The sequence below is a fragment of the Pedococcus bigeumensis genome (genome assembly GCF_039531795.1).
Classification (GTDB): domain Bacteria; phylum Actinomycetota; class Actinomycetes; order Actinomycetales; family Dermatophilaceae; genus Pedococcus; species Pedococcus bigeumensis.
Window position 1 is genome coordinate 702,403 of the sequence record NZ_BAAAQS010000005.1, and the last position, 25,705, is coordinate 728,107.

Annotated in this window: 22 protein-coding genes; 14 read left to right on the forward strand and 8 right to left on the reverse strand. The window is 72.0% G+C overall.

What is annotated here, in order from left to right:
* Positions 1-3 precede the first annotated feature (3 nt).
* Positions 4-1,191: an ADP-forming succinate--CoA ligase subunit beta gene (gene sucC / locus ABD262_RS18915; RefSeq protein WP_344139615.1), complete on the reverse strand. Its 1,188-nt coding sequence runs from the start codon at positions 1,189-1,191 to the stop codon at positions 4-6.
* A gap of 200 nt (positions 1,192-1,391) precedes the next feature.
* On the reverse strand, positions 1,392-2,393 hold the full coding sequence (locus tag ABD262_RS18920) for a DUF3048 domain-containing protein (protein WP_344139618.1): 1,002 nt from the start codon (positions 2,391-2,393) through the stop codon (positions 1,392-1,394).
* A gap of 132 nt (positions 2,394-2,525) precedes the next feature.
* Between ABD262_RS18920 and ABD262_RS18925 the strand changes: the two genes are divergently transcribed.
* Together ABD262_RS18925 and ABD262_RS18930 are read left to right on the forward strand one after the other, a co-directional pair.
* A complete protein-coding gene (locus tag ABD262_RS18925; protein ID WP_344139621.1) occupies positions 2,526-2,996 on the forward strand; it encodes a hypothetical protein in 471 nt (156 codons plus the stop codon).
* Between the two features lie 26 nt (positions 2,997-3,022).
* Entirely contained in the window at positions 3,023-3,490 is a 468-nt protein-coding gene (locus ABD262_RS18930) for a hypothetical protein (protein WP_344139624.1), read from the forward strand.
* 225 nt (positions 3,491-3,715) lie between these two features.
* On the opposite strand, the gene ABD262_RS18935 is transcribed toward ABD262_RS18930, so the two are convergent.
* Positions 3,716-5,269 carry a M4 family metallopeptidase gene (locus ABD262_RS18935; RefSeq protein ID WP_344139627.1) on the reverse strand — a complete coding sequence of 518 codons (1,554 nt, stop codon included), beginning with the start codon at positions 5,267-5,269 and terminating at the stop codon, positions 3,716-3,718.
* 224 nt (positions 5,270-5,493) lie between these two features.
* The gene (locus tag ABD262_RS18940) at positions 5,494-7,560 is read right to left on the reverse strand and encodes a M4 family metallopeptidase (protein ID WP_344139630.1); all 2,067 of its coding nucleotides are present in this window, start codon (positions 7,558-7,560) and stop codon (positions 5,494-5,496) included.
* A gap of 386 nt (positions 7,561-7,946) precedes the next feature.
* Between ABD262_RS18940 and ABD262_RS18945 the strand changes: the two genes are divergently transcribed.
* From ABD262_RS18945 to ABD262_RS18965, 4 genes are all read left to right on the forward strand, one after another.
* Positions 7,947-9,857 carry a CocE/NonD family hydrolase gene (locus ABD262_RS18945; protein ID WP_344139633.1) on the forward strand — a complete coding sequence of 637 codons (1,911 nt, stop codon included), beginning with the start codon at positions 7,947-7,949 and terminating at the stop codon, positions 9,855-9,857.
* A gap of 100 nt (positions 9,858-9,957) precedes the next feature.
* Complete coding sequence (locus tag ABD262_RS18950) at positions 9,958-10,575, forward strand: ClpP family protease (RefSeq protein ID WP_344139636.1); 618 nt, start codon at positions 9,958-9,960, stop codon at positions 10,573-10,575.
* On the forward strand, positions 10,572-11,735 hold the full coding sequence (locus ABD262_RS19655) for a ClpP family protease (protein ID WP_425564906.1): 1,164 nt from the start codon (positions 10,572-10,574) through the stop codon (positions 11,733-11,735). Before ABD262_RS18950 ends, ABD262_RS19655 begins: the two co-directional genes overlap by 4 nt.
* 121 nt (positions 11,736-11,856) lie before the next feature.
* Complete coding sequence (locus ABD262_RS18965) at positions 11,857-12,438, forward strand: hypothetical protein (RefSeq protein ID WP_344139639.1); 582 nt, start codon at positions 11,857-11,859, stop codon at positions 12,436-12,438.
* 123 nt (positions 12,439-12,561) lie between these two features.
* On the opposite strand, the gene icmB is transcribed toward ABD262_RS18965, so the two are convergent.
* Complete coding sequence (gene icmB, locus ABD262_RS18970; RefSeq protein WP_344139642.1) at positions 12,562-12,963, reverse strand: coenzyme B12-dependent isobutyryl CoA mutase small subunit; 402 nt, start codon at positions 12,961-12,963, stop codon at positions 12,562-12,564.
* 229 nt (positions 12,964-13,192) lie between these two features.
* On the opposite strand from icmB, the gene ABD262_RS18975 reads away from it, so the two are divergent.
* Together ABD262_RS18975 and ABD262_RS18980 are read left to right on the forward strand one after the other, a co-directional pair.
* A complete protein-coding gene (locus tag ABD262_RS18975; RefSeq protein WP_344139645.1) occupies positions 13,193-14,176 on the forward strand; it encodes a lipase family alpha/beta hydrolase in 984 nt (327 codons plus the stop codon).
* A 124-nt stretch (positions 14,177-14,300) separates the two neighbouring features.
* Positions 14,301-15,080, forward strand: a complete 780-nt coding sequence (locus ABD262_RS18980) for a M23 family metallopeptidase (protein ID WP_344139648.1) — start codon at positions 14,301-14,303, stop codon at positions 15,078-15,080.
* A gap of 87 nt (positions 15,081-15,167) precedes the next feature.
* Here ABD262_RS18980 and pcrA read toward each other — a convergent pair whose 3' ends face one another.
* Positions 15,168-17,627, reverse strand: a complete 2,460-nt coding sequence (gene pcrA, locus ABD262_RS18985) for a DNA helicase PcrA (protein ID WP_344139651.1) — start codon at positions 17,625-17,627, stop codon at positions 15,168-15,170.
* Positions 17,628-17,707: 80 nt separating this feature from the next.
* On the opposite strand from pcrA, the gene ABD262_RS18990 reads away from it, so the two are divergent.
* Genes ABD262_RS18990 through ABD262_RS19000 form a run of 3 tightly spaced genes read left to right on the forward strand, consistent with a single transcriptional unit; the run spans position 17,708 to position 19,670 of the window.
* A complete protein-coding gene (locus tag ABD262_RS18990; RefSeq protein WP_344139654.1) occupies positions 17,708-18,268 on the forward strand; it encodes a GNAT family N-acetyltransferase in 561 nt (186 codons plus the stop codon).
* Entirely contained in the window at positions 18,265-19,098 is an 834-nt protein-coding gene (locus tag ABD262_RS18995; RefSeq protein ID WP_344139657.1) for a uracil-DNA glycosylase, read from the forward strand. The genes ABD262_RS18990 and ABD262_RS18995 overlap by 4 nt, the downstream gene beginning before the upstream one ends.
* 2 nt (positions 19,099-19,100) lie before the next feature.
* Complete coding sequence (locus ABD262_RS19000) at positions 19,101-19,670, forward strand: GNAT family N-acetyltransferase (protein ID WP_344139659.1); 570 nt, start codon at positions 19,101-19,103, stop codon at positions 19,668-19,670.
* Between the two features lie 62 nt (positions 19,671-19,732).
* Here ABD262_RS19000 and ABD262_RS19005 read toward each other — a convergent pair whose 3' ends face one another.
* Together ABD262_RS19005 and ABD262_RS19010 are read right to left on the reverse strand one after the other, a co-directional pair.
* Complete coding sequence (locus tag ABD262_RS19005) at positions 19,733-21,103, reverse strand: sensor histidine kinase (RefSeq protein WP_344139662.1); 1,371 nt, start codon at positions 21,101-21,103, stop codon at positions 19,733-19,735.
* Positions 21,100-21,879, reverse strand: coding sequence for a response regulator (locus tag ABD262_RS19010; RefSeq protein ID WP_344139665.1), 780 nt, complete (start codon positions 21,877-21,879; stop codon positions 21,100-21,102). The genes ABD262_RS19005 and ABD262_RS19010 overlap by 4 nt, the downstream gene beginning before the upstream one ends.
* Positions 21,880-22,024: 145 nt before the next feature.
* Between ABD262_RS19010 and ABD262_RS19015 the strand changes: the two genes are divergently transcribed.
* From ABD262_RS19015 to ABD262_RS19025, 3 genes are all read left to right on the forward strand, one after another.
* Positions 22,025-23,197, forward strand: a complete 1,173-nt coding sequence (locus ABD262_RS19015) for a hypothetical protein (RefSeq protein ID WP_344139668.1) — start codon at positions 22,025-22,027, stop codon at positions 23,195-23,197.
* Between the two features lie 63 nt (positions 23,198-23,260).
* On the forward strand, positions 23,261-24,268 hold the full coding sequence (locus ABD262_RS19020; RefSeq protein WP_344139671.1) for a quinone oxidoreductase family protein: 1,008 nt from the start codon (positions 23,261-23,263) through the stop codon (positions 24,266-24,268).
* 53 nt (positions 24,269-24,321) lie between these two features.
* On the forward strand, positions 24,322-25,485 hold the full coding sequence (locus tag ABD262_RS19025; RefSeq protein WP_344139673.1) for a DNA polymerase IV: 1,164 nt from the start codon (positions 24,322-24,324) through the stop codon (positions 25,483-25,485).
* Positions 25,486-25,705 lie beyond the last annotated feature (220 nt).

Here is a 25,705-nt window from a genome sequence, read left to right on the forward strand (position 1 = left end):
CGGTCAGTTCGTCGCGGCCGAAGCCAGCTCGGCGGCCTTGCGGGCCGCGCCGTCCATGGTCTCTTCGATGGTCACCAGCGGGTGGTTGGCCTCCGCGAGGATGCGCCGGCCCTCCTCCACGTTGTTGCCGTCCAGTCGGACGACGAGCGGCTTGGTGGCCTCGTCGCCGAGCTTCTCCAGCGCGCCGACGATGCCGTTGGCGACGGCGTCACAGGCGGTGATGCCGCCGAACACGTTGACGAACACCGACTTCACCTGCTCGTCGCCGAGGATGATGTGCAGGCCGTTGCTCATGACCTCGGCCGAGGCGCCACCGCCGATGTCGAGGAAGTTGGCCGGCTTCGGGTGGCCCGGGAACTCCTCACCGGCGTAGGCCACGACGTCGAGCGTGGACATGACCAGCCCGGCGCCGTTGCCGATGATGCCGACGGAGCCGTCGAGCTTGACGTAGTTGAGGTCCTTCTCCTTGGCGGCGGCCTCCAGCGGGTCGGCCGCGGCCTTGTCCTCGAGGGCCTCGTGGTCGGGGTGGCGGAAGCCGGCGTTCTCGTCGAGCGTCACCTTGCCGTCCAGGGCGACGATGTCGCCCGCCTCGGTCTTGACCAGCGGGTTGACCTCGACCAGCGTGGCGTCCTCGTCGCGGTAGACGGTCCAGAGCGACTGCAGGACGGGGACGATCTTCGCGGCGGTCTCGTCGTCGAAGCCGGCGGCGGACACGATCTCCTGCGCCTTGGCCTCGTCGATCCCGGTGTTCGGGTCGACCGCGACGCGGGCAAGGGCCTCGGGGCGCTCGACGGCGAGCTGCTCGATCTCCATCCCGCCCTCCTTGCTGCACATCGCGAGGTAGGTGCGGTTCGCGCGGTCCAGCAGGACCGAGAAGTAGTACTCCTCGGCGATCTGGGCTCCCTGGGCGATCATCACGGTGCCGACGGTGTGGCCCTTGATGTCCATGCCGAGGATCGCCTCGGCGTGCTGCTGGGCCTCGTCGGCCGACTTGGCGACCTTGACGCCGCCTGCCTTGCCACGGCCACCGGTCTTGACCTGGGCCTTCACGACGGTCACGCCGCCGCTCTTGGGGCCGATCTCCTCGGCGGCCGCGCGGGCCTGCTCCGGGGTGGTGGCGATGGCGCCGGCGAGCACGGGCACGCCGTGCTTCTCGAACATGTCTCGGGCCTGGTACTCGAACAGATCCACGTCTGACGTCCTCGTCTACGGATGGGTTTGGTTCGACGCCGAGACTAGCCCTGTCAGGAGGGCCTGGCCCCCTCGGGTGCGGGCCGGTGGGCCCAAATGGGACCAATCTCACCACCAGCGGCCGGTCTGCCGCGGGAGACGGTATGCCGCGCGGGCGAGTCCGCGGCACACCGGACCGCTCGGCATGGTGCCGACGCCGCTCAGCGCACGGTGACGCTCTGTCCGGGGGCGACGAGCAGCACCCAGACCGGGCCCTTGGGGTTGAAGGTCAGCGTCTGCGCGCCCACCGTGAAGCTGGTCGGGGCCGTGACGCCCTTGCGCGACCACCGGCCCTGCCACGACCTTCCGTCGCGCAGGACGACCGTCTTGCCGCTGCCGACCACGTCGACCACCGGGGTGGGCTGGCCGTTGACGTCGCGGTTCCCCGACTTGTGGGTCACGACGTACTGCACCACGACGGTCCCCGCGCCGTACTGCCGACCACTCGGGTCGACGTCCGGGCGCCCGTCGGTCGTGACGAGGTACTGCTTGCGCTTGGCGTTCCAGACGAGCGTGACCCGCGAGGACGGCCACCGGGCGGCGACCGAGGTGGTCGCCTTCCCACCGGCAGCAGCCGGGCCGTAGCGGAACCCGATGTCGGCCGGCTTCACGCTGCCGCCGGCTCGGGCGAGCAGCTCCTTGGGGTTGCCGATCACGTTGTAGGGGGCCGGCCGGGAGTGGTCGCGGTGGTAGCCCCGGCTGTTCTGGTCGAAGCTGAGGTTGACCTGCTTGCCCCGGTCGAGGATCCGCTTGGTGTAGCTGGACGAGCCGGAGAACGCGAGGGCGACCCTGCCGTAGTTGGCCACCAGGTCGACATCGGACTCCCGGCCGCTGCGGACCGGCCCGACCTCGGGCGCCTGGGTCCGGCTGAACACGGCCAGCAGCCGGGTGAGACCGCCCTCGACCGGCTCGACGTAGACGACGTCGGCGACGTCGAGCCCGATCCGCGGGCGGGCGGCCGGGGTGTTGTCGATCTTGACGGCGAGGACCGGGCCGCCGACCAGGGGCTGCGGTCCGGCCGGGGTCGGCGCCGCGCTGGTGGTCGTGGTCGTCGACGGGGCCGTCGTCGTGGGGGCGGACGGTTTGTCGCCCGAGCAGGCCGCGAGCCCGAGGCCGACCACGACCACGGCGGCGAGGACGGGCGTGGTGGGGCGGCGGGTCACGACCTCGAGGATACGAGCCACCGACCCGCCACACCTCGTCCGGACGTCCGACGCGCCGGTTCGGGCGCCGGGGGCACCCGCACAGGACCGAGGTCCGTGACCTGCGCGCGTCGTCACGGCAGGATGCCCGGTATGCCGCGCTTCGCACCCTTTTCGGTGGTCGCCGTGGCGGGGGGCCTCGTCGCCATCCTCGCCGGCTGCACCGCAGACGACCCCACCCCCCTCCCGACCGCCACGTCGAGCACGACGAGTGCCGCGGGCGGCCGGCTCACGATCCAGTACCTCGCCGACGACGGGTTCACCGGACTGGCCTTCGTGGAGGAGGGTGGCGCGGTGCTGGGCAAGACCCGAGCAGGTCAGACGACCTGCACCCTGGAGCCCGCGGCATACACGGCGCTGGTCGAGGCGGCAGCCACGATCACGAAGCAGGACCAGGCCTTGCCCACCGCCGGCGCGGGCGACGGGGCGACCGTGCCCACGCTCGGCAACGACGTCGGTGCGGTCGCGGTGCTGGACCCACGCGTGGTGGGCGTGGCGGACACGGTCAACCAGCTGGTCGCCGACATCGCGGCGCCAGCGGCCTCGCGGCAGGTCTGCACGTGACCCTCGGGCCGGGCAGGATGGGCGGTATGTCCAGAACCGCACCGTTGCCGCTGCTCGCCGTCCTCGCTGCCGGGACGCTGTCGGCCTGCGGCACCACGGATCCCCGGATCCCGCAGGCACCGTCCACCACCGCGACCCGGCAGGCGAGCTTCCCCCTCACCATCCAGCGCACGGGCGGGATCGCGGGGTTCCGCGACACCGTCTCGATCGACGCCGACGGGCACGTGCTCGCCGCCACCAAGCAGGGTCAGGTGAGCTGCGACCTCGACCGGGCCAGCCTGGCCGTCCTCAACGAGGCCGCGCTCCAGGTGCACGACACCGACCAGCCGACCGCGCCGCCCAGCAACCAGTCCGACTCGATGGCGGTGGTGTTCGGTGCCGGCACGGGCCTGTTGTCCGTCAACGACGCCCGTGTCGCCAGGGCCGAGCCGGTCGTGACCCAGCTCCTCGCCGACCTCACCGGGCCGGCCGCCAACCGCAAGCTCTGCACCTGACGCGCCGCTGCGCACCACCCACGACGGCGCCCCACACGACGGTGCCACTGACGACGGTGCCACTGACGACGGTGCCACTGACGACGGTGCCACTGACGACGGTGCCACTGACGACGGTGCCACTGACGACGGTGCCACTGACGACGGTGCCACTGACGACGGTGCCACTGACGACGGTGCGCCGCCGGCCCGAGGGCCGACGGCGCACCGTCTGGGTCCATGCGATCAGCAGGTGGCCGAACCCGCCGGCACCGCGATGGCGTCGAACGCGGTCTTGACCGCTACGCAGGTCGGCGACCCTGCGCCATACAGCTCCTTCGCCGAGGTGATGGCACCCTCGCGAGCGGCCTTGTAGTCGCTGCGCGAGGTGAGCTTGGTCGACAGCGTGCGGTACCAGACCTTCTCGATGTTGGTGCGGCCCGCGCCGGTGACGGCTGCGGCACCACCGCACACCGGGCTGTTGTAGGCGACACCGCCGATGGTCTTGGCGCCGCTGCCCTCGGAGGCGAGGAAGAACCAGTGGTTGAGGGGGCCCGACGAGTAGTGCGGGTCGAGGTTCTTCAGGGTGCTGCTCCAGCAGTCCTTCGACGCGCCGTCCTTGCTCGGCTGGTCCATGTAGCGCAGCGGCGTGCCGTTGCCACGGATGTCGATCTTCTCGCCGATGAGGTAGTCGCCCGGGTCGGCCGCCGAGTTGGCGTAGAACTCCACGGCGGTGCCGAAGATGTCCGACGTCGCCTCGTTGAGACCGCCCGCGTCGCCGCGGTAGGCGAGACCGGCGGTGTTCTCAGTGACGCCGTGGCTCATCTCGTGGCCGGCCACGTCGATCGCCGTCAGCGGCTTGGCGTTGTTGGCGCCGTCACCGTAGGTCATCTGGGTGCCGTCCCAGAACGCGTTGTTGTAGGCGTTTCCGTAGTGGACCCGGCTGCGCGCACCGACCCCGGTGTCCCAGATGCCGTTGCGGCCCTGCACGTTCCTGTAGTAGTCGAACGTCTTCTCCGCGCCGTACTGCGCGTCGACACCCGCGGTCTGTCGCGAGCTGGTGGAGCCGTTGCCCCACACGTCGTCGGCATCCGTGAACAGGGTGCCGGTGCCGGTGGTGGCGCCGTTCAGGTCGGTGGTGAAGTTACCCACCGCGTCCTTGAGCTGGTAGCTGCCACCGGACAGCGTCGTGCCGATCGTGACGGTGCCGGAGTACATCGAGCTCCCCGTGCCCTCGACGACCTCGTCCCACGAGTCGAGCGTGGAGCCGGTGGATGCGTCGACGACGGCGTGCAGGCGGCTCGGCGTCTGGTCCGCCTTGGTCCCCACGGTGAGGACGTCGTAGGCCAGGCGCGGCCCGGCGGCACCCGCGTAGACGACCAGGGCGGAGGACGCCCCGCTGTCGGCCCGGGCCGCCTTGCGGGCCTGCCCGAGGGTGAGCTTCGGCGAGGTCGAGACCTCGACCGCCTTGGTGGCGTTCCAGCGGACCGCCTTCGTCGACCCGGCCGCGGTGCGCTCGACGACGAGGTCGCCGCCGATGACCTTGAGCCCCTGGAACGTGCGCTCGTAGCGCACGTGCTTCGTGCCGTCGGCGTCCGTCACCACGCTCTTGACCTGCAGCCGCTGGCCCGACCCGAGGCCGAGCGCTCGGGCGGCGTCGGCCACCTTCGACTGCTCGGCCGTGACGGCCGGCGCCCGGTGTGCGTCGGCGGTCGGGGCGGCGTGAGCCGCGGCGAGGGGGGTCGCGACGGCCGTGGCCACCGCGATGCCGAACGCGAGACCTGCTGAGAGCTTCTTCACGGAATCTCCTTCGAGGGACGTGCATGGGTGGTCGTGCATGGGGTCGTGCATGGGGTCGTGCATGGGGTCGTGCAGGGGGTCGTGCACGGGGTGGACGCGCGCCCAGGGACGGCGCGATGGTGGCGGCGGGTGCAGGCCTGGAGGTGCCGGGACCCGCCGCCACCAGTTCAGGGCGAGAAACCGGGCCGACGCTCAGGGGGAGCGCCGGCCCGGCCGGTCTCGGGCTAGCTGGTGGCCAGGGCCGTGTCGTCGACGACGAACGACGTCTGCAGGGAGGAGTCCTCGTTCATGAGGAACTTCACCGAGATCGTCTTGCCCTTGTAGGCCGTGACGTTGAACGACTTCTGCGTGTACGTCGCGTTGGTGCCCACGTTGGAGTAGGTGGCCAGGGTGGTCGTCGTCGAGCCGTTGACCACCTGCACCTTCATCGTGTCGTAGGCCGTGCTGCCCGACTCCGCGGTGTCCGTCCGGAGCCAGAACGACAGGGTCGCCGCGGTCACGGTCGACGGGATCGTCACGCTCTGCTGCACCGTCTCGGTCGAGGTCGAGCCGTTGCCACCGAGCCAGGCCTTCCAGCTGCCGGTGCGAGCCGGACGGCCGGTGTTGTTGGTGATCGGCCCCGAGGTGCCGGTCCAGCTCACCGCACCTGACTCGAAGCCCGGGTTGAGCAGCAGGTTGCCACCGGTGGGCGGGGGCGTGCTCCCGCACGTGGCCGAACCGGCCGGGACGGCGATGGCGGTGAAGGCCGCCTCGACCGACTTGCAGGTCTGGCTGGTCGCGCCGAAGAGCTCGATGGCCGAGCTGATTGCGCCGTTACGGGCGGCCGCGTAGTTGCTGTTGCTGGTGAGCTTGGTCGAGAGCGTGCGGTACCAGACCTTCTCGATGTTGGCCCGGCCCGCGCCGGTCACCGCTGCGGCGGTGCCGCAGACCGGGCTGTTGTAGCTGACGCCGTTGATGGTCTTGGCGCCGCTGCCCTCGGAGGCCAGGTAGAACCAGTGGTTCAGCGGCCCCGAGGAGTAGTGCGGGTTGAGCTGGCCGAGGGTCGAGGACCAGCAGTCCTTGGACGCACCGTCCTTGCTGGGCTTGTCCATGTAGCGCAGCGGCGTCCCGTTGCCGTTGATGTCGATCTCCTCGCCGATGAGGTAGTCGCCCGGGTCGCTCGGGTTGTTCGCGTAGAACTCGACGGCGGTGCCGAAGATGTCCGACGTCGCCTCGTTGAGGCCGCCGGCGTCGCCGCTGTAGACCAGCCCCGCGGTGTTCTCGGTGACACCATGGGACATCTCGTGCCCGGCCACGTCGATCTCGGTCAGCGGCGCGGCGTTGCCCGCCCCGTCGCCGTAGGACATCTGGGTGCCGTCCCAGAAGGCGTTCTCCATCGCGTTGGCGAAGTGCACCCGAGACGGAGCGCCACGACCGTCGTTCCAGATCCCGTTGCGGCCCAACACATTCTTGTAGTAGTTGAACGTCGTGGTGGCGCCGTAGTGGGCGTCGACGGCAGCAGAGGCACGGTCCGAGACCGCGCCGTTGCCCCAGATGTCGTCAGAGTCGAGGAACAGGTCGCCAGCCGGGCCGACCCCGGTGTTGGGGTCGCCCTGGTTGTGGGCGTCGCGGGTGTTGTTGCCGTGCGTGTCGGTGAGCTCGTAACCACCGCCGGTGTGCGCCTTGGTCTCGAGGGAGGCGTTGTAGAAGATCCCGTCACCCGTGCCGGTCTGCACCTCGTCGTAGCTGATCAGGGTGGCACCGGACCTGGCGTCGACGAGGGTGTGCAGCCGCGACGGGACCTGGTCGGCCCGCACGCTCTTCACCAGCACGTCGTAGGCCAGCACGGGCTTGGCGCCACCCGCCCACACGACCAGCTCGCCGGACGGGGACTCGGTCCGCCTGCCGGCGGACCTGCCCTCGGACAGGGCCTCGGCCTTCGTCACCGACGGCGTCGTCGAGGTGACGGCGACCTTGCCGCTGGCGTTGTAGACGACGTCCTTGGTCGCGCCCGCCTTCGACTTCTCGACGACCAGGTCGCCTCCCACCACGCGCAGGCCCTTGAAGGTGCGGTCGTAGCGGACGTGCTGCGTGCCGTCGGCGTCGGTGAGGACGTTGCGCACCACGAGCTTCTCGTCCTTCGAGAGGCCGAGTGCCGCGTGGTCCTTGTCGGCATTGACCTGGGCTGCGGTGACGCTGGTCGGAGCCAGGGTCGGCGCGGACAGGGGGGATGCTGAAGCGGCAGACAGTGGAGTGGCCACGGCCGCGGCGACTGCGACGCCCAGTGCGGCGCCGGTAGACAGTCGGATCACGAAAACCCTCTTCTCGGACATGCGCAGGTTTGGTTGCCTGCACGTCGGGCGGCGGGATCCCCCTCCAGGGGCGGCACAGGGTTGCCGTGGGCGTCGCGCCGTGCCGACCTAACCCGCCGTGCGAAGCGCGGGTCAATGTTTCTTGCGAAGACTTGACCAAATGCGTGGGAACCTGCGGAATGTCACGTTCCACACCGACTTTTCTTCTGGTCTTGTCCAAGACCGCGTCATCGTCGAGCCGTCGCCACCCCGCTCCGGTCCAGCCACTGGACCCGAGGACTCAGCATGCGGACGGGTTTCGGAGAACGTAACCGCCCGGCCCCCTCGCTCGTTGTCAGTCCACTGCAGCGGCGCCATCCCGGCCCGCCCGCCACCGTGGAGGCTCGATGTCGCGCCGCACCTCGTCCCAGCTCTGGCCCGTCGGCGTCCTCGCCGTGGCAGCCCTGGCCATGCCCGCCTTCGTCGCCACCGAGGCGTCCGCCGCGTCGGCGCCCCGCAACGCGCCGGCCGCGTCCGCCCCCCTTGACGGCGTGGACACCTACTCCGGATTGACGTTCACGGTGCCGGCGGGCAAGAACGACCTCGGCCAGCCGCAGACCTGCACCATCGACGCCGACCTCTACAAGCCGCACTCGGCCAGCCGCGCCGCGAGGGTCCCGGCGATCCTCACGACCAACGGGTTCGGCGGGAGCAAGGCCGACCAGGCGGGCTTGGGCGCGGCCTTCGCCAAGCGGGGCTACGCGGTGCTGTCGTACACCGGGCTCGGCTTCCCGGACAGCGGCTGCAAGATCTCGCTCGACGACCCGGGGGTCGATGGCGTGGCCGCGAGCTCGCTGGTGAGCTTCCTCGGCGGCGCAGGCTCCGCGGCATACACCTCGTCGACCGTGGGCGGCCAGACCGGTGGGGCGGGCACGGTGGCCGTCGACTTCACGGTCCTCGACGACGCGGCGACGCACGACCCGCGCCTCGGGATGATCGGTGGCTCCTACGGCGGCCAGATCCAGTTCGCTACTGCCGCAGTGGATCGCCGCGTGGACACGCTCGTCCCCCTCATCACCTGGAACGACCTGCGGTACTCGCTGGCCCCCAACAACACCAGCTTCACCAGCGGCGTGACCTACGCCGGCTCCAACCCCGGCACCGAGAAGGTCGGGTGGGCGGGCCTGTTCTTCGGCGTCGGCATCCTCGACGGCCTCCAGGGCGCGGCGATCGACCCGACCCGCAACGTGGGGTGTCCCAACTTCGTGCTCGAGGCCTGTCGCGCCAAGGCGACCCTCGACACGCTCGGGTACCCGGACGCGGCGACGACCGCACTGACCGACCGCGTGTCCGTGGGCCACTACATCGACCAGGTGAAGGTGCCCACCTTCCTGATCCAGGGCGAGAACGACACCTTGTTCAACCTCCAGGAGGCCAGCGCCACCTACCGGGGGCTCAAGGCGCGCGGCGTCCCGGTGTCGATGGCCTGGCAGTCGTGGGGCCACTCCGGCGGCACCGGCGCCAACACCGGCGCGGCGCCCGGGGAGCTCGACCTCACCGGCGAGCACATCGAGGACACCTACCTGGGCCTGCGCATCAAGAACTGGTTCGACCACTACCTCAAGGGTTCGTCGGTCTCCACCGGCCCCGGCTTCTCCTACTTCCGCGACTGGGTCCCCTACACCGGCTCGGCCGCTCCCGCGTACGCCAGCGCCGGCAGCTACCCGGTCGGCACCCGCGCCAGCTGGTACCTGTCCGCGGCCGACCAGCTCGTCGCGTCGCGGTCGGCGATCCTGCCGGGCTCGACGTCGTGGGCCAACCCCGGGCTGGGGGCACCGGCGTCCTACACCGAGGTGTCCGGGCTCGAGGGCCAGGTCGACCTCCCCGACGGGCTGACCGTCCCGTTCGACACCCCCGGCACGTTCGGCTCGTGGTCGACCCCCGCGCTGGGCAAGCCGCTCACCGTCGTGGGCGCCCCCACCCTCGACGTGCGGTTCGAGTCACCGACCGTCGCGGTCACCCAGTCGGCTGGCCCCAGCGGTCAGCTCCAGGTCTTCGCCAAGCTCTACGACGTGGCACCTGACGGCTCGATCACGTTGGTGCACAAGCTGATCAGCCCCGTGCGGGTCGCCGACGTCACCCAGCCGGTGCACATCGAGCTCCCGGCCATCGTGCACCGCGTCGAGGCCGGGCACCGGCTGCGGCTCGTCCTCGCGAGCACCGACGCCGCCTACAAGAACGCGTATGCCGTGCAGCCCGTCACGGTCCGCGCGTCACCCACCGCACCGGCCACCCTGAGCATCCCGGTCGTGCCGTAGGCAGCCGCCCCGCCGTGCCGCTGGACCCGACGCGGCGGGGTGTTCTGCTCAGAGCAGCAAGCGCTGGTCACCGTGGGACCACCCGCCCCACGGTGGCTCCATGCGCGAAACTCCCAGCTCACCGCTCGCCCCGTCCGACCACCTCACCACCCGGCTGCTCGAGCAACGGATCATCGTGCTCGACGGCGAGCTCGACGACCACGGCGGCACCCGCCTGTGCTCCCAGCTCTTCCTGCTGTCGGCCGAGGACCCGCGGGCCGACATCAGCCTGTGGATCAACTCCCCCGGCGGCTCCGTCCCGGCCATGCTCGCGATCCACGACGCGATCCGGCTGATCCCGAACGACGTGTCCACGCTCGCCCTCGGACTCGCCTGCAGCGCCGGCCAGTTCCTCCTCACGGCGGGGACGCACGGCAAGCGCTACGCCCTGCGGCACTCGCGGATCCTCATGCACCAGGGGTCGGCCGGCATCGGTGGCACCGCCGTCGACATCGAGCTGCAGGCCGACGACCTGCGCCACACCGTCGAGACCGTGCTCGGGCTGATCGCCGAATACACCGGCCAGCCGCTCGAGCGGGTCCGCGAGGACTCCGCGCGCGACCGGTGGTACTCCGCGGAGCAGGCCCTGGCCTACGGGTTCGTCGACGGCATCCTCGACTCGCTCGACAGCATCCGGCCCAGACGGGTCGCCCGCACCGGACTCGGGAGCCCGCAGTGAGCACCTACACGATCCCCAACGTGATCCGCACCCACCCCCGGGGCGACCGTGTCATGGACGTCTACAGCCACCTCCTGAGCGAGCGCATCGTCTACCTCGGCACCGAGATCGACGACGGGGTCTCCAATGCGCTGATCGCCCAGATCCTGCACCTCGAGTCCGAGGACGCCGACCAGCCGATCGACCTCTACATCAACTCCCCCGGCGGTTCGCTCACGGCGACCTTCGCGGTCTACGACGCGATGGAGTTCGTCCGGGCACCGATCGCCACGACCTGCATCGGCCAGGCCTGCTCCACCGCGGCGATCCTGCTCGCCGCCGGGGCTCCTGGGAAGCGCAGCATCCTTCCGCACGCCCGCGTGCTGCTGCACCAGCCCTCGGCACGCAGCCAGGGCGCCATCCCCGACCTCATCCTCGAGGCGGACGAGGTGATCCGGCTGCGCGCGGAAGCGGAGCGGGTGCTCTCCCACCACACCGGGCAGCCGCTGGAGACCCTGCGGCGGGACACCGACCGCGACCGGATCTTCACCCCCGAGGCGGCCGTGGAGTACGGGCTGGTCGACCGGCTCGTGTCCTACCGCACGCCGGCGCAGGCCGAGGCAGCCGGCCCGGTCAGCCGACCTGGGCAGCCGGCCCGGTCAGCCGGCCCGGTCAGCCGACCTGGGCAGCCGGCCCGGTCAGCCGACCTAGGCAGCCAGCCGGATCTCGCCGGGAGGGGGGGCTGCCAGCGCACTGTGCTGGCGGCGCAGGTCGAGGGACGCGAGGTGGGTGACCTCGACCAGCTCCTCGCCGAGTGCACCGGTGATCGCCGCGAGCACCTCGGACGACGGGTCCTTGCGGCCCCGCTCGACCTCCGACAGGTACTGCGGGGAGATCCCGGCGCGAGCCGCCGCCTCGACGAGGGTGAGCCCGCGACGGCGCCGCAGGTGCCGCAGGCGGGCTCCGACCACCTCGCGCCACAGGGGCTGGGCCACCGGCGGGGCCGAGGGCCGTGCCGACGGTGGCGCCACGGGTGGCGCCGAGGGGCGCGCCATCCGACCAGCAGGCGGCACCAGGTGAAGGGACGACGCAGCGCTCATGCCACCACGCTAGGCGCGGCCCGGCGGCTCTCGGAAGGCCGGTTCGCCGACGGCACAACCAGCGGTCCCACATCGATGTGACGCAGCAGACAGCGCGGCGCCCCCGTGGCAGGACCAAGTGCCCTCCTGCTCGTCCCTGCTCGGTTCGAGCATGGAGTTGCAGGCAACCGGGCAACTAGGCCCACCAAGGAGGAAAGCAGTCATGACAACGATCCAGCGCCACCCCAAGCTCGATGTGCTCGTCGAGCACGACCTGGTGACCCACTCGATGGCCCGCAGGGCGCTTGCGGTGCTGCGGGTCGCCTTCGGCCTCACGTTCCTGTGGGCCTTCTTCGACAAGCTGTTCGCCCTCGGCTTCCACACCGGCGTCAACGCCCAAGGCGTGACGGACCGCTTCGGTCCGGCCGCGTGGATCCACGGCGGCAGCCCCACCACGGGATTCCTGAAGAACGGGGTCCCAGAGAACAATCCCTTCCAGGGCTTCTTCAACGGCATGGCCGGACAGGCCTGGGCGGACTGGCTGTTCATGGCTGGACTGCTCGGCATCGGTCTCGCGCTCACGCTCGGCATCGGCATGCGGATCGCCGCAGCCACCGGCGCCCTGCTCTACGCGCTGATGTGGGCAGCCTCGCTGCCGCTGGAGAACAACCCGGTCATCGATGACCACATGCTCGGCGCCATCAGCGTCGTCGTGCTGGCGGCCCTCCTCGCTGGCGACACCTGGGGATTCGGCCAGATGTGGGCTAAGACCGGGCTCGTCCGGCGCTACAGGTTCCTGCGGTAGCCCGGACAGGGCGAGGGGTCAGACGAGAGTCTGGCCCCTCACTTCGTGTGCCCGGCCGGGTGCCGGCCGGCCGTGGCGCTGGTGGGACGGTCGCTGGTGGGACGGTCGCTAGTGGGACGGTCGCTAGTGGGACGGGACTGCGCCGCGGACCCACGCGACGATGTCGGTGGTCGTGGCGCCGGGGGTGAAGACCTTGGCGACGCCGATCTTCTCCAGCTCGGGGATGTCGGCCTCGGGGATGATGCCGCCGCCGAACACGACGATGTCGGTGGCGTCGCGCTCCTTGAGGAGCTCCATCACCTTGGCGAAGAGGGTCATGTGCGCACCGGACAGCACGGACAGCCCGACGAGGTCGGCGTCCTCCTGGATGGCGGCCTCGACGATCTGCTCGGGCGTCTGGTGCAGCCCGGTGTAGACGACCTCCATGCCTGCGTCGCGCAGGGCCCGGGCCACCACCTTCGCGCCACGGTCATGGCCGTCGAGCCCGGGCTTGGCCACGACGACGCGCAGAGGAGAGTCAGTCATGGCCGCAGACTAGCCACTCTCGGCGCGCAGCAGGGTCCCGGGTGGCGCACACCACGGCCGAGAGTGCCTCCCGCACCCGGTCCTCGGCACCTGTGCGTCACCGAACCGCGCCGGTGGACTCCTCGTGACCATGAGGTGGCCAGAGGTCGCAGGGTGGCGCAACCGGACACGCGTGTCGGTTGGGCCACAACACTCGAAAGCGGGCGATTCACCCACTAGGTTCAGTGGGATGTCGCAGAGCGTCCCGCGCCCTCGCCGACCTGCCGCACCGAAGCGGCGCCCGTCGGGTGACGAGGCGCGCCCGGGGCCGCTGGTCCGGGCCACTCGAGGGGTGCGGACGGCGACCGTCATGGCCGGCGACATCGTCGGCGGCGCGGCGAAGGCCCTGGCCACCCCGACCGGAGCCCTCGGGGCAGCCGTCGAGGCAGCCTGGGTGACCACCCACCTCGCGCTCTACCCGTGGGGCCTGATCGGGCGGCACGGCAGCGACAGCCAGCTCGGCTTCCGCGTCGAGCACCTCCCCCCGATCCAGCGTGGGTTGGTGATCTCCGACGTCGAGGCCGCGGGCACCCCGATCCTGCTGGTGCACGGCATGGTCGACAACCGGTCGATCTTCACGCTGCTGCGCCTCGGCCTGCGGCGCCGCGGCTTCGGTCGCGTCACGAGCATGAACTACTCGCCGTTCACGGCGGATGTCCGCGTGGCCGCCGCCCAGCTCGCCGAGGAGGTCGAGGCGCTCGTCGCCGAGACCGGCTACGAGCGGATCCACGTCGTGGGTCACTCGATGGGCGGGCTGATCGCGCGCTACTACGTGACCCGGCTCGGCGGCGACGAGCGGGTCCACACGCTCGTGACGCTGGGCACGCCCCACCAGGGCACCTACACGGCATACGGGTGGCACAACCAGCTGACCCGACAGCTGCGCCCCGGCAGCGGGCTGATGCGTGAGCTCGACGAGCCGGTGCCGGAGTGCCGCACCCGGTTCGTCGTCTACTGGTCCGACCTCGACCAGATGGTCTTCCCGCAGCGCAACGCCGCACTCACCCACCCTGACCTGCAGGCTCGCAACATCGACCTGCACGGCGTGGGCCACATGTCACTGCCGATCATCGGCAGCGTGGTGCACGGCATCTCCAGCACCCTGGCCCACCTCGACTCCGAGGGGCACACCCTGACGCCCGGCGTGACCGAGCTGCGGCGACGCACCCCGTGAGGTCAGCCGTTCGGGCCATTGATCTCCCGACACGCCCTCTTTCCCCCGGAACGATTTTGGATAACGAACTGGTCACGCTAACCTCGGGGCTTCCGTGTCCCCCCGCACGCAAGGTTTTCATTCTGTGAGCAACGCTTCCTACTCGGGCCGTCACCGTGCCCCGGGCCGTCACCGCGCGCCTCGAAGAGGTGTCCGCCTCGCCAAGAGCGGCTACCTCCTGCCGAGCGCTGCCGCGGCGGCACTGGTCGTGACGGCCACGGGGGCCACCGTCGCGGAGTCGTCCCCGGCGTACTTCGACCTCACCGGCGCCACGGCCAAGGCCAAGGCGGAGGACGCGGAGACCGCGCGGTTCGAACGGATCGAGGCGTCGCAGCAGCGCGAGGTGCAGGTCACTGCCGCGCAGGCCCGCGTGCTGGAGGCCGCCCGCATCGCCCGCACCGCCGAGCGCAAGGCGGTCGCCAAGAAGCGGGCGCTGGCCGCGGCCCTCAAGAAGGCCGAGGCCGACCGCAAGGCCCGCGAGAAGTGGCTCCTCCCGATCAAGGGCGCGACCTTCACCTCCGGCTTCGGCTGGCGGTGGGGCCGGATGCACGAGGGCAACGACTTCGGCACGCCTGTCGGCACCCGCCTCGGGTCGATGTCGACCGGCACGGTGATCTTCGCCGGGGCCGAGGGCGGCTACGGCAACAAGGTCGAGATCGAGTACTGGGACGGCACGGTCTCCGTGTACGGCCACATGAGCCAGATCGACGTCGTGGTCGGCCAGCAGCTGGCCCCCGGCGACCTGGTCGGCCTCTCCGGCAACACCGGTCACTCGACCGGGCCGCACCTGCACCTCGAGATCCACCCCAACGGCGGCGCGGCGATCGACCCGGCTCCGTGGCTGCACGCCCACGGCCTGCAGTAGCAGCACCGCACCACCACGGAAGGCGCCCTCCGGGGCGCCTTTTCCGTATGCCGCGTCAGGGCTTCTCGACGTCAGGGCTTCTCGACGTCAGAGCTTCTCGAGCGGGGCGTAGCGGAGCAGGAACCGCTTGACGCCGGTGTCGCCGCCGAAGTCGACGTGGGCCTGGGTCTTGTCGCCGTCGCCCTCGGTCTTGACGACGGTGCCCATGCCGTAGCTGTCGTGGGTGACCTTGTCGCCCGGGTGGAGCGAGATGAGCGGACGGTTGCCGGGTGAGCGGACCCCGGGACGGGCGGCGAGGGTCGCGACCGCCGGCAGCCCGGGTCGGCGGGTGGTGGTCGCGGCCTCGGCGCGCTGCCACTCCACCAGCTCGGGCGGGATCTCGTCGAGGAACCGGCTGGCCGGGTTGTACTGCGGCGCCCCCCAGGCCGAACGGACCGCCGCACGCGACAGGTGGAGCCGTTCGCGGGCGCGGGTGATGCCGACGTAGGCGAGCCGGCGCTCCTCCTCCAGCTCCTTCGGGTCGCCCAGCGCCCGCAGGTGGGGGAAGGTGCCGTCCTCCATGCCGGTGAGGAAGACCACCGGGAACTCCAGGCCCTTCGCGGTGTGGAGCGTCATCAGGGTGACGACACCGAGGTCCTCGGCCTCCTCGGAGTCCGGGATCTCGTCGGCGTCGGCGACCAGCGACACCTGCTCGAGGAAGTCCTCGAGCGAGGCGACCTCACCGGTCGAGGCGCGGGTCTCGTCGAACTCCTGCGCCACGGCGACGAGCTCGGCGAGGTTCTCGATGCGGGTCTCGTCCTGCGGGTCGTGGCTGGCCCGCAGCTCCGCGAGGTAGCCCGACTTGTCGATGACGGCCTCGAGCAGCGCGCCGACCCCCTGCTCGTCGTCGGCGTGCACCTGGCCGAGCTGCTCGAGCAGCCCGGTGAAGCCCTTGATCGCCGCGACCGAGCGGGTGGCGATCCCGGGGGCGTCCTCAGGCCGTCCGAGGGCCGCGATGAACGGGATGCGCTCGCGCTCGGCGAGGGCCGCCACGCAGGCCTCGGCGCGGTCGCCGATCCCGCGCTTGGGCACGTTGAGGATGCGCCGCAGGTTGACGGTGTCGGTGGGGTTGGAGATGACCCGCAGGTAGGCCAGGGCGTCCTTGACCTCGCGACGCTCGTAGAACCGGGTGCCCCCGACCACCTTGTAGGGCAGGCCGACCCGCACGAAGACCTCTTCCAGCGCACGGGACTGGGCGTTGGTGCGGTAGAAGACCGCGACGTCCTTGGGCTTGACGCCCGCGGAGTCGCCGAGCTCGTCGATGGTCTTGGCCACGAAGGCGGCCTCGTCGTGCTCGTTGTCGCCGACGTAGCCGATGATCGCCGTGCCGTTGCCGCTGTCGGTCCAGAGGTTCTTCTTGCGGCGCTCGGGGTTCTTGGCGATCACCGAGTTGGCGGCCTGCAGGATTGTCTGGGTGGAGCGGTAGTTCTGCTCGAGCAGGATGGTCCGCGCCGTCGGGTAGTCCTCCTCGAACTCCACGATGTTGCGGATCGTCGCGCCCCGGAAGGCGTAGATCGACTGGTCGGCGTCGCCGACCACCACGAGCTCGGCCGGCTCGACCGCGGGACCGTCGCCCACCGGCATACCGGGGCTGCCCGCGGCGCCACCCACCAGCTCGCGCACGAGCTGGTACTGGGCGTGGTTGGTGTCCTGGTACTCGTCGACCAGGACGTGGCGGAACCGGCGGCGGTAGTGCTCGGCGACGTCGGGGAACGCCTGGAGGATGTTGACCGTCGTCATGATGAGGTCGTCGAAGTCGAGGGCGTTGGCCTGGCGCAGCCGGCGCTGGTAGCCGGTGTAGGCCTCGGCGAGCATCCGCTCCTGGTGGGTGCCCTCCCCCACCCGCGAGGCGAAGGTCTCCTCGTCGACCAGCTCGTTCTTGAGGTTGGACACCTGGTGGCTGAACGACCGCGGCGGGTAGCGCTTCGGGTCGAGATCGAGGTCACGCATGACCATCGCCATGAGCCGCTGGCTGTCGGCGGCGTCGTAGATGGAGAAGGTCGACTTGAGCCCGACCTTGGCGGCCTCGCGGCGCAGGATGCGCACGCACGCGGAGTGGAACGTCATGACCCACATCGCCTTGGCCCGCGGCCCGACCAGGGCGGCGACCCGCTCCCGCATCTCGGCCGCGGCCTTGTTGGTGAACGTGATGGCCAGCACCTGTCCCGGCTGCACCCCCCGAGCGGCCAGCAGGTAGGCGATCCGGTTGGTGAGGACCCGGGTCTTGCCCGAGCCCGCGCCGGCGACGATGAGGAGGGGCCCGCCCTCGTGGAGGACCGCCTCGCGCTGCTGCGGGTTGAGCCCCTCGAGCAGGGTCTCGGGGTCGGCACGGTGGGTGGAGCCGTCGTCGGGGCCGCGGCCCTCGGCGGCCGCCTGCGCCCAGCTGGGGACGCCGCGGTCGTCGACCACCGTCGCCCGAGCCGCCGCAGCGCTCGGTCGGGTGCCGGAGCTCGGATCGGACGGGCGGTGCTGGTCGAAGGGCTCGAGGTCATCGAAGAGCGTGCTCATGTTGCTCCCAGCCTACGTGGCCGAGGCGACAGACCCGATATCCCGTGGCTGCCCGTGGGCACCCCCGCTAGCGTCGGGGCATGACCCGGCTCGTCGACCCGCACGTCCGCTACCAGGCCGGCTACCTGGCCGCGTCCGACGAGTTCGCCCGGGCAGGGGAGCAGCGGGACGGCGACGGCGACCTCGCGCAGCCGGCCGAGCCGGGATATGCCGGCTACACCTTCACCCGCGAGGGCCTGGCGGACCCCGCGGAGTTCGCCCGGTTCGTGGCCCAGCGGGTCGCGGCCCGCGACGAGGACGCACCCCGGAGGTCGCGCTGGACGGCCTGCCACTTCTTCTGGGTCGTCGACGACGCGGACGACTACGTCGGCTCGCTGGCCCTGCGCCACGACCTCACCCCCTTCCTGCTGCGCGAGGGCGGCCACATCGGCTACAGCATCCGCCCCTCGGCCCGGCGACGCGGCCACGCCACGGCGGCCCTGCGGCTGGCCCTTCCCGTGGCCCGCCGGGACGTGGGGCTCGACCGGGTCCTGGTGACCTGCCTCGAGACCAACGAGGGGTCCCGTCGGGCCATCGAGGCGAACGGCGGCGTCTACGAGGACTCCTGCAACGGCACGCGGCGCTACTGGCTGGCGACATGAGCCTGGCCCCCCACCCGGTCACGGGCCAGCCCTTCGAGTCGCCGGTGCCACCGGGCACGGGGTGGCCCGGCGACTCCGCGACGGCTGCGACCCCGGTGGCGCGCACGGCGGCTCAGGCGCACGCCCTGGCCTGCACGTCGCCCGACGTCGCCGAGCTCGACGCACGGGTCACCGTCTGCCGTGCCTGTCCCCGGCTCGTCGAGTGGCGCGAGACCGTGGCGACCCGGGGGCGCCGGGCCTCCTTCGCCGACCAGCCCTACTGGGGCAGGCCGGGGGCGGGTTTCGGCGACCCCGAGGCGGAGGTCCTGGTGGTCGGGCTCGCCCCGGCCGCCAACGGCACCAACCGCACCGGCCGCATGTTCACCGGCGACCGCTCGGGCGACTGGTTGTATGCCGCGTTGCACCGGGCCGGCTACGCCAGCCAGCCGCAGTCCCTCGCCAGCGGCGACGGGCTGACCCTGCGCGGGATGCGGATCGTCGCGGCGGTCCGCTGTGCACCGCCCGGCAACAAGCCCACGACGGCGGAGAAGGCCACCTGCGCGCACTGGCTCGACCGCGACCTCGAGCTCGCCGCACCCCGGTTGCGGTCGATGCTGGCCCTCGGGTCGATCGCCTGGGACGCCACCCTCGGCAGCGCGCGACGCCTCGGCTGGCAGGTCCCGCGGCCCAAGCCCCGGTTCGGGCACGCCGCCGAGGCCGTGCTCACCACGCCCGAGGGCCGCGCGGTCCGGCTGGTCGGCAGCTACCACGTCAGCCAGCAGAACACCTTCACCGGCAAGCTCACCGAGGCCATGCTCGACGCAGCGGTCGCGCGGTTGGGCCAGGTGTGACCGTGGTGCTGCTGTCGACCCCGCACGTCCGCTTCCACCGGTCCTTCCTCGCCGCGGCCGACGAGTTCCGGGCTGCCGGCCAGGAGCAGCACGACGGCATCGTGAGCTGGCCGGCCGAGGGCGACTTCCCCGGCGTCGTCTTCACCCGCGAGGGGCTGGAGGAGCCGGCCGAGTTCGCCCGGCTGGTGGCCCACCGCATCGGCGACGCCGACGAGTCCGGCCTGCGTCCGCCGGGCTGGACCCCGGCCACCTACTGGTGGATGGCGGACCCCGCGCAGCCCGACGAGTTCGTCGGTGCCATCTCGCTGCGCCACAGCATCGACCACCCCATGCTCGCGAGCGTGGGCGGCCACGTCGGCTACGGCGTGCGTCCGAGCGCCCGACGGCGCGGCTTCGCCAGCGACGCACTGCGGCAGGTCGTGCCGCTGGCCGCCGCACGCGGCATACCGAGGCTGCTCGTGACGTGCGACCTCGACAACGTGGCGTCGGCGCGCACCATCGAGGCGAACGGCGGCGAGTTCGAGGGTGAGCTGCGCGGCAAGCGGCGCTACTGGATTCCCACCGGGGCCTGAGCCGGTCGGGCACGCACCGCACCGCAGCATCGTCGCAGTCTCACCGCAGCCGCACCGCGGCCTCACCCGAGCGGCAGCTCGACCCGGAAGCAGGTGCCACCCTCCACCGGCGCCGGCTGCACCGAGACCGTCCCCCCGAGCCCGTCGACGAGCGCCTTGACGAGCGCGAGCCCGAGCCCGGTGCCGACGCGGCGCACCCCCCGGTAGCGCTGGTAGAGCTCGGACCGCTCGAACGCGACCGCCCGGTCGTCAGCCGTCAGCCCGGGACCGCCGTCGCGCACCTCGAGCACCGCACGGTCGAGCTCGACCCGCAGGGCCAGCACGAGTGGTGCGCCGGACTCGGTGACCCGCAGGGCGTTCTCCGCCAGTCCGTCGATGACCTGGCGCACCCGCACCGGGTCGGTGCGGACGGGCACGGCGGCGGGGGGACGCTCGACCGCGAAGCGGACGCCGTCCCGACGACAACGCTCGCCCCACACCTCGGCGGCCTGGTCGACGACGTCGCGCAGGTCGAGGGACACCGCGTCGAACCGGAAGTCGTCGGCCCCCAGCCTGGCCAGGTCGAGCAGGTCGGCGACCAGGCGCTCGAGCCGGGCCGACTCGGCCACGATCGTGCGACCGGCCGCGGGCACGCCGGCACCGGTGATGACGCCGTCCTGGAGTCCCTCGGCGAAGCCCTTGACCGCCCCGAGCGGGGTGCGCAGCTCGTGCGAGACCGACAGCAGGAACTCGCGCTGCCGCCGCTCGCTGTGCTCGAGCGCCTCTGCGAGCGCGTTGAGCGACTCCCCCGTCTCGGCGACCTCGCTGGGGCCCTCGGGCACCACCCGCACGGCCCGCTCCCCCGCGGCCATCCGGTGCGCGGCAGCAGCGGTGCTGCGCAGGGGGGCGGCCAGCCGTCGGGCGAAGAGCACCGAGGCCAGCACCGCGAGGACGAGGCCGACCACGAGCGCCAGCAGCACGCGGTTGAGCAGCCGCAGGCTCTGGCCGGTGGCGAGGCTGGCCCGCTGGGCGAAGACGACCGTCGCACCGGTGGTCAGCGGCCGCACCTCCACCAGCACCTGCCGACCGTCGATGCGCAGGGTGTGCGAGCCGCTCGCCGTCCGTTGCGCCGCCGGCAGCTGGGTGTATGCCGCGCGGGCCAGCGCGTCGCCCGCCAACCTCCCACCCGGCCCCTCCCAGGCGACCGGGGTGTCCTGCTTGCGCACGACCCGCAGGGCCGGCGCGATGTCGACGGGCCGGCTCGCCTCCAGGACCGCACTCACCAGATCTGCCTTGCTGCGCAACGCCTTTCGCGCCTCGTCCTGGGCGGCACCCCGGACCAGGCCGACCGAGACCAGACCGGCCACGACGACTGCGATGGTGACGACCACCGCCATCAGGGCGGCGGTGCGGCGCTCCAGCGAGCCACGAGCGACCGGGCCTGCGGCGCTCACGGTCGCTCGACGCTGTAGCCGACGCCGCGCACGGTGCGGATCGGGCTGTCGTCGCCGAGCTTGGCGCGCAGCTGGGCGATGTGGACGTCGACGGTGCGCGTCGGGTCGTCGGCCGGGTAGTCCCACACGGCCATCAGCAGCTCGCCGCGCGTGTAGACCCGGCCGGGTCGGGCCATGAGATGAGCCAGCAGGTCGAACTCCGTTGTCGTCAGGGGCAAGGGGCGGTCATGGAGGCGGCCGCGTCTGGTGTCGGTCTCGAGGACCAGGGCGCCGACGGCCAGGGTCCGTGGTCGGTCCCGTGCCGACTCGGCCGCGCGTTGTTGCCGGCGCAGCAGCGCACGCACCCGCGAGGCGAGCTCTCGCGGGGAGTAGGGCTTGGTCACGTAGTCGTCCGCGCCCAGCTCGAGCCCGACGATCCGGTCGACCTCGTCGTCGCGGGCGGTCACGAAGATCACCGGCGTCCAGTCGTCACCGGCCCGCATGCGGCGGCACACCTCGATCCCGTCGACGCTGCCCGGAAGCCCGATGTCGAGCAGCACCAGGTCGTGGTCGCGACGGTCCAGCGCGGCGAGGGCCGCGTCGGAGTCGGCCACCACGTCCACCCGGTGCCCGTCGCGCTCCAGGTAGAGGCGGGCGAGCTCGGCGAGGGCAGGCTCGTCCTCGACGAGCAGCACGCGCGAGGTCGACACCGGGTGCACGCCCGAGGGGACGGCCTGCTTGGCGCCCGGCGTCGCGCCCGAGGCGGGGCCCGAACCGGTGCCCGGGGGTGTGGTCATGGCGCAACCGTCGCCGACCCGAGGGTGCGACGGCAAGCGCCCTCGCGGCATACGGGGCAATCGCCGCGCGGTCGTGGCCGAACCCGAACACTCCCCGAACACTGCGGTCACGTTGCTCGCACATCGAGGGTCCATCGTTCGGCGCATGGACACACGAACCATCCTCATCCGCTGCGCGGCCCTGCTCTCGGTGGGCGCCGCGCTGATCCACGTCGGGGTTAGCGGCGACCACTTCCAGGAGTGGTGGGCCGCGGGCCTGTTCTTCCTCGTCGCAGCGGCCGCCCAGCTCGGGTGGGCGTTGTGGTGCTGGTCGCGACCCTCGTCGCGACGCGTCCTCCTGGCGGGGGCCGGGGGCTCGGCGGCGCTGGCGCTGGTCTGGGTGGTGTCGCGCACCAGCGGCCTGCCGCTCGGACCGGGAGCCGGCGTCGCCGAGCCGGTGGGCGTCGCCGACACCGTCTGTGTCGCGCTGGAGGTGCTCAGCGCGGGCCTGGCCGCCGTGGCGGCGACCGCCTGGGCGCCGACCCGGCTCGGGGCTCCGTCGACGCCGCGCAGGGCGGCCGCGCTCACCGGCGCCGTCGCCGCCCTGACGCTGGTCGCGAGTGGCGCCGCGATCGCGGCACCGGGCCACGCCCACAGTGGCACCGAGGCCGCCGCCGCGTCCGCACACGGCCACGTCGCGGGCTCGGACGGCGGGGCAGCCGACGAGGACGGCGACGGTGAGGGTGCAGCACACGACCACTCCGACGTGCCCGACCTGCCCGACACGGCCTCGGCCACGCCGGAGCAGACCGCCGCCGCCGAGGACCTCCTCGCCAGGACCATCGCGGCCACGGCCGCCTACCGGGACCCGGCTGCTGCGACCAGGGCCGGCTTCGACGTGCAGGCGGCCTGGGACCGCAAGCAGAAGCTGCTCACCGCCGCCGGCAGGAAGGCGCGCGCCACCGGCACTGTGCACGTGCCCGACAAGGCCAACCGCACCGACGGCCGGATCCTCGACCCGACCGCCCCCGAGACCCTGATCTACCGCAGGTCCGCCGAGGGGAAGTTCACCCTCGTCGGCGTGATGTTCACGGCCGAGAAGAAGACGCCACCGACGAGCTACCAGCCGTACGTGCGCTGGCACACCCACGAGGCCTGCACGGGTGGCGGCGTCAAGAAGCTCAAGCCCGTCAACGGCACGTGCGCCGCCGGCACCACACCGCGCACCTCGGGGGCGATGACCCACCTGTGGTTCGTCGACCGGACGCAGCTGGCGCAGGCGTTCGCGGTCAAGCCTCCGCTCAAGGCGATGGCCGCCTACCAGAAGGCACTCTCCTAGGGCAGCGGCCGGCCTCGTCCTGCCTCGCGGCCACCGCCGGGAGGCAGGACGTAGGGTCGGAGCATGGCTCCTGACGCAACCTCCCACGACGCACAGACCGCCCGCGCGCTCGTCGTCCCCCGCACGGGTGACTCCTCGGTCCTGGAGGTGAGGGACGTCGAGGTGCCGCCGCCCGGAGACGCGCAGGTGCAGGTGGAGGTCGCCGCCGTCGGCGTCAACTTCATCGACGTCTACCAGCGGCAGGGCGTCTACCCGCTCTCGACGCCTTTCGTGTCCTGCTCCGAGGGAGCCGGCACGGTCGTGGCGGTCGGGTCCGGGGTCGGCGACCTCGCCGTGGGCGACCGCGTCGCCTGGGGGTCCGGGCTCGGCGCCGGCGCCTCGGTGGTGAACCGGGCGGCCGACACCCTGGTCCCCGTGCCCGAGGGCGTCGAGCTCGACGTCGCCGCCGCGGCCATGCTGCAGGGCATGACCGCCCACTACCTCGTCAGCTCCACGTATGCCGTGGGGCCGGGGACCACGGCACTGGTCCACGCGGCGGCGGGCGGGGTCGGCCAGCTGCTCGTGCAGATGATCAAGGCCAAGGGTGGCCGGGTCATCGCGACGGCAGGGTCACCCGCCAAGCTCGACATCGCCCGGGGTCTGGGCGCCGACGCCGTGATCAACTACCGCGAGGCCGGCGACCTCGCCGGGAAGGTCCGCGAAGCCAATGGTGCCAAGGGAGTCGACGTTGCCTATGACGGCGTCGGCAAGGCGACCTTCGACGCGTCGCTCGCGTCCCTGCGACCCCGCGGGCTGATGGTCCTGTTCGGCGGAGCCAGCGGGCAGGTGCCGCCGTTCGACATCCAGCGGCTCAACGCCGCCGGCTCGCTCTTCCTGACCCGCCCCACCCTGGGCCACTACACCGCGACCCGCGAGGAGCTGCTCGAGCGGGGCACGTCGGTGCTGGCCGACATCGCGGCCGGACGGCTCGTCGTCGAGGTGGGCGGCCGCTACCCGCTCGCCGACGCCGCCACGGCCTACGACGACCTCGAAGCGCGCCGCACCACGGGCAAGCTCCTGCTCATCCCGTGACACCGGTGCGCTGACCCCGGTGGACTGACACTGGTGCAGGGCAGGATGGTGGCGTGACGACGGAGCCGACCGGTGACCAGGCGCCTGTGGCGAGACCGTGGGTGCTGCACGTCGACATGGACCAGTTCATCGCGGCCGTCGAGATCCTGCGCCACCCCGAGCTGGCCGGAGTCCCCCTCGTGGTCGGCGGGCGGGGCGACCCCACCGAGCGCGCCGTCGTGTCGACGGCGTCCTACGAGGCGCGTGAGTTCGGCGTGCGGTCAGGGATGCCGCTCAAGGTGGCCGTGCGCCGCTGTCCGGAGGCGGTCTTCCTGCCCGTCGACGGGCCGGCCTACGAGGAAGCGTCCGCGCGGGTGATGGAGACGCTGCGGGGCATGCCGGGCGCCGTGGTCGAGGTGCTCGGCTGGGACGAGGCCTTCGTCGGGGTGACGACCGACGACCCGGTCGCCTATGCCCAGTCGATCCGCGCAGCAGTCCTGGAGGCGACCGACCTGCACTGCTCGGTGGGGGTGGGTGACACCAAGGTGCGCGCCAAGATCGCCACCGACTTCGGCAAGCCCCGCGGCGTCTACACCCTCACCCGCGACAACTGGTTCGAGGTGATGGGCGACCGGCCGACCATCGCCCTGTGGGGCGTCGGCGCGAAGATCTCGCAGCGGCTGGCCGGCCACGGCTACAGCACGGTGCGCGACCTCGCCGAGGCCGACGAGGCGACCCTGGTGGCGGAGTTCGGCCCGTCGATGGGCCCCCACTACGGCCGGCTCGGTCGCGGCGTGAGCTCGGCCAGGGTCGACGACACACCGTGGGTCGCGCGGGCGCACGGCCGGGAGACCACCTACCAGTCCAACCTCGTCGAGCCGCACGAGGTAGCCGACGCGATCCGCCTGCTCGCAGGTCAGGTCGTCGACGACATCCGGCGTGAGGAGCGGCCCTGCCAGCGGGTCTTCCTCAAGGTGCGGTTCGCGCCGTTCTTCACGACCAACCGGGTGCGCAAGCTCGCCGAGCCGACCTTCGACCCCGAGGTGATCGCGCAGACCGCGCTCGACCTGCTCGCAGCGCTCGAGGACGACCGGCCGATCCGGCTGCTCGGGGTGCGGGCCGAGATGGTGCCCCCTGAGGGCGGGTACGTCGACCCCCGCACCACCGGTCGCGGAGGCCCCAGCGCGCGGGCAGCCGGCACCGGTGGCGGCACCGAGGACGTCGCCCCCGAGGCCTGATCCCGTGCGGCCCTCCGGACTTGTTGCGCGCTCGTCCTCACGATGGGCGCCAGATGGCGGTTCCGTGACCACCAGCCGGCAACACGTCTCCGGCCGAGAGCACCTGTTGCGACCAGGTGGTCACGGGGTGGTCAGATCGGGGAGTCCGTGACCATCAGCCGGCAACACGTCGCCGGCCGAGAGCACCTGTTGCGACCAGGTGGTCACGGGGTGGTCAGAT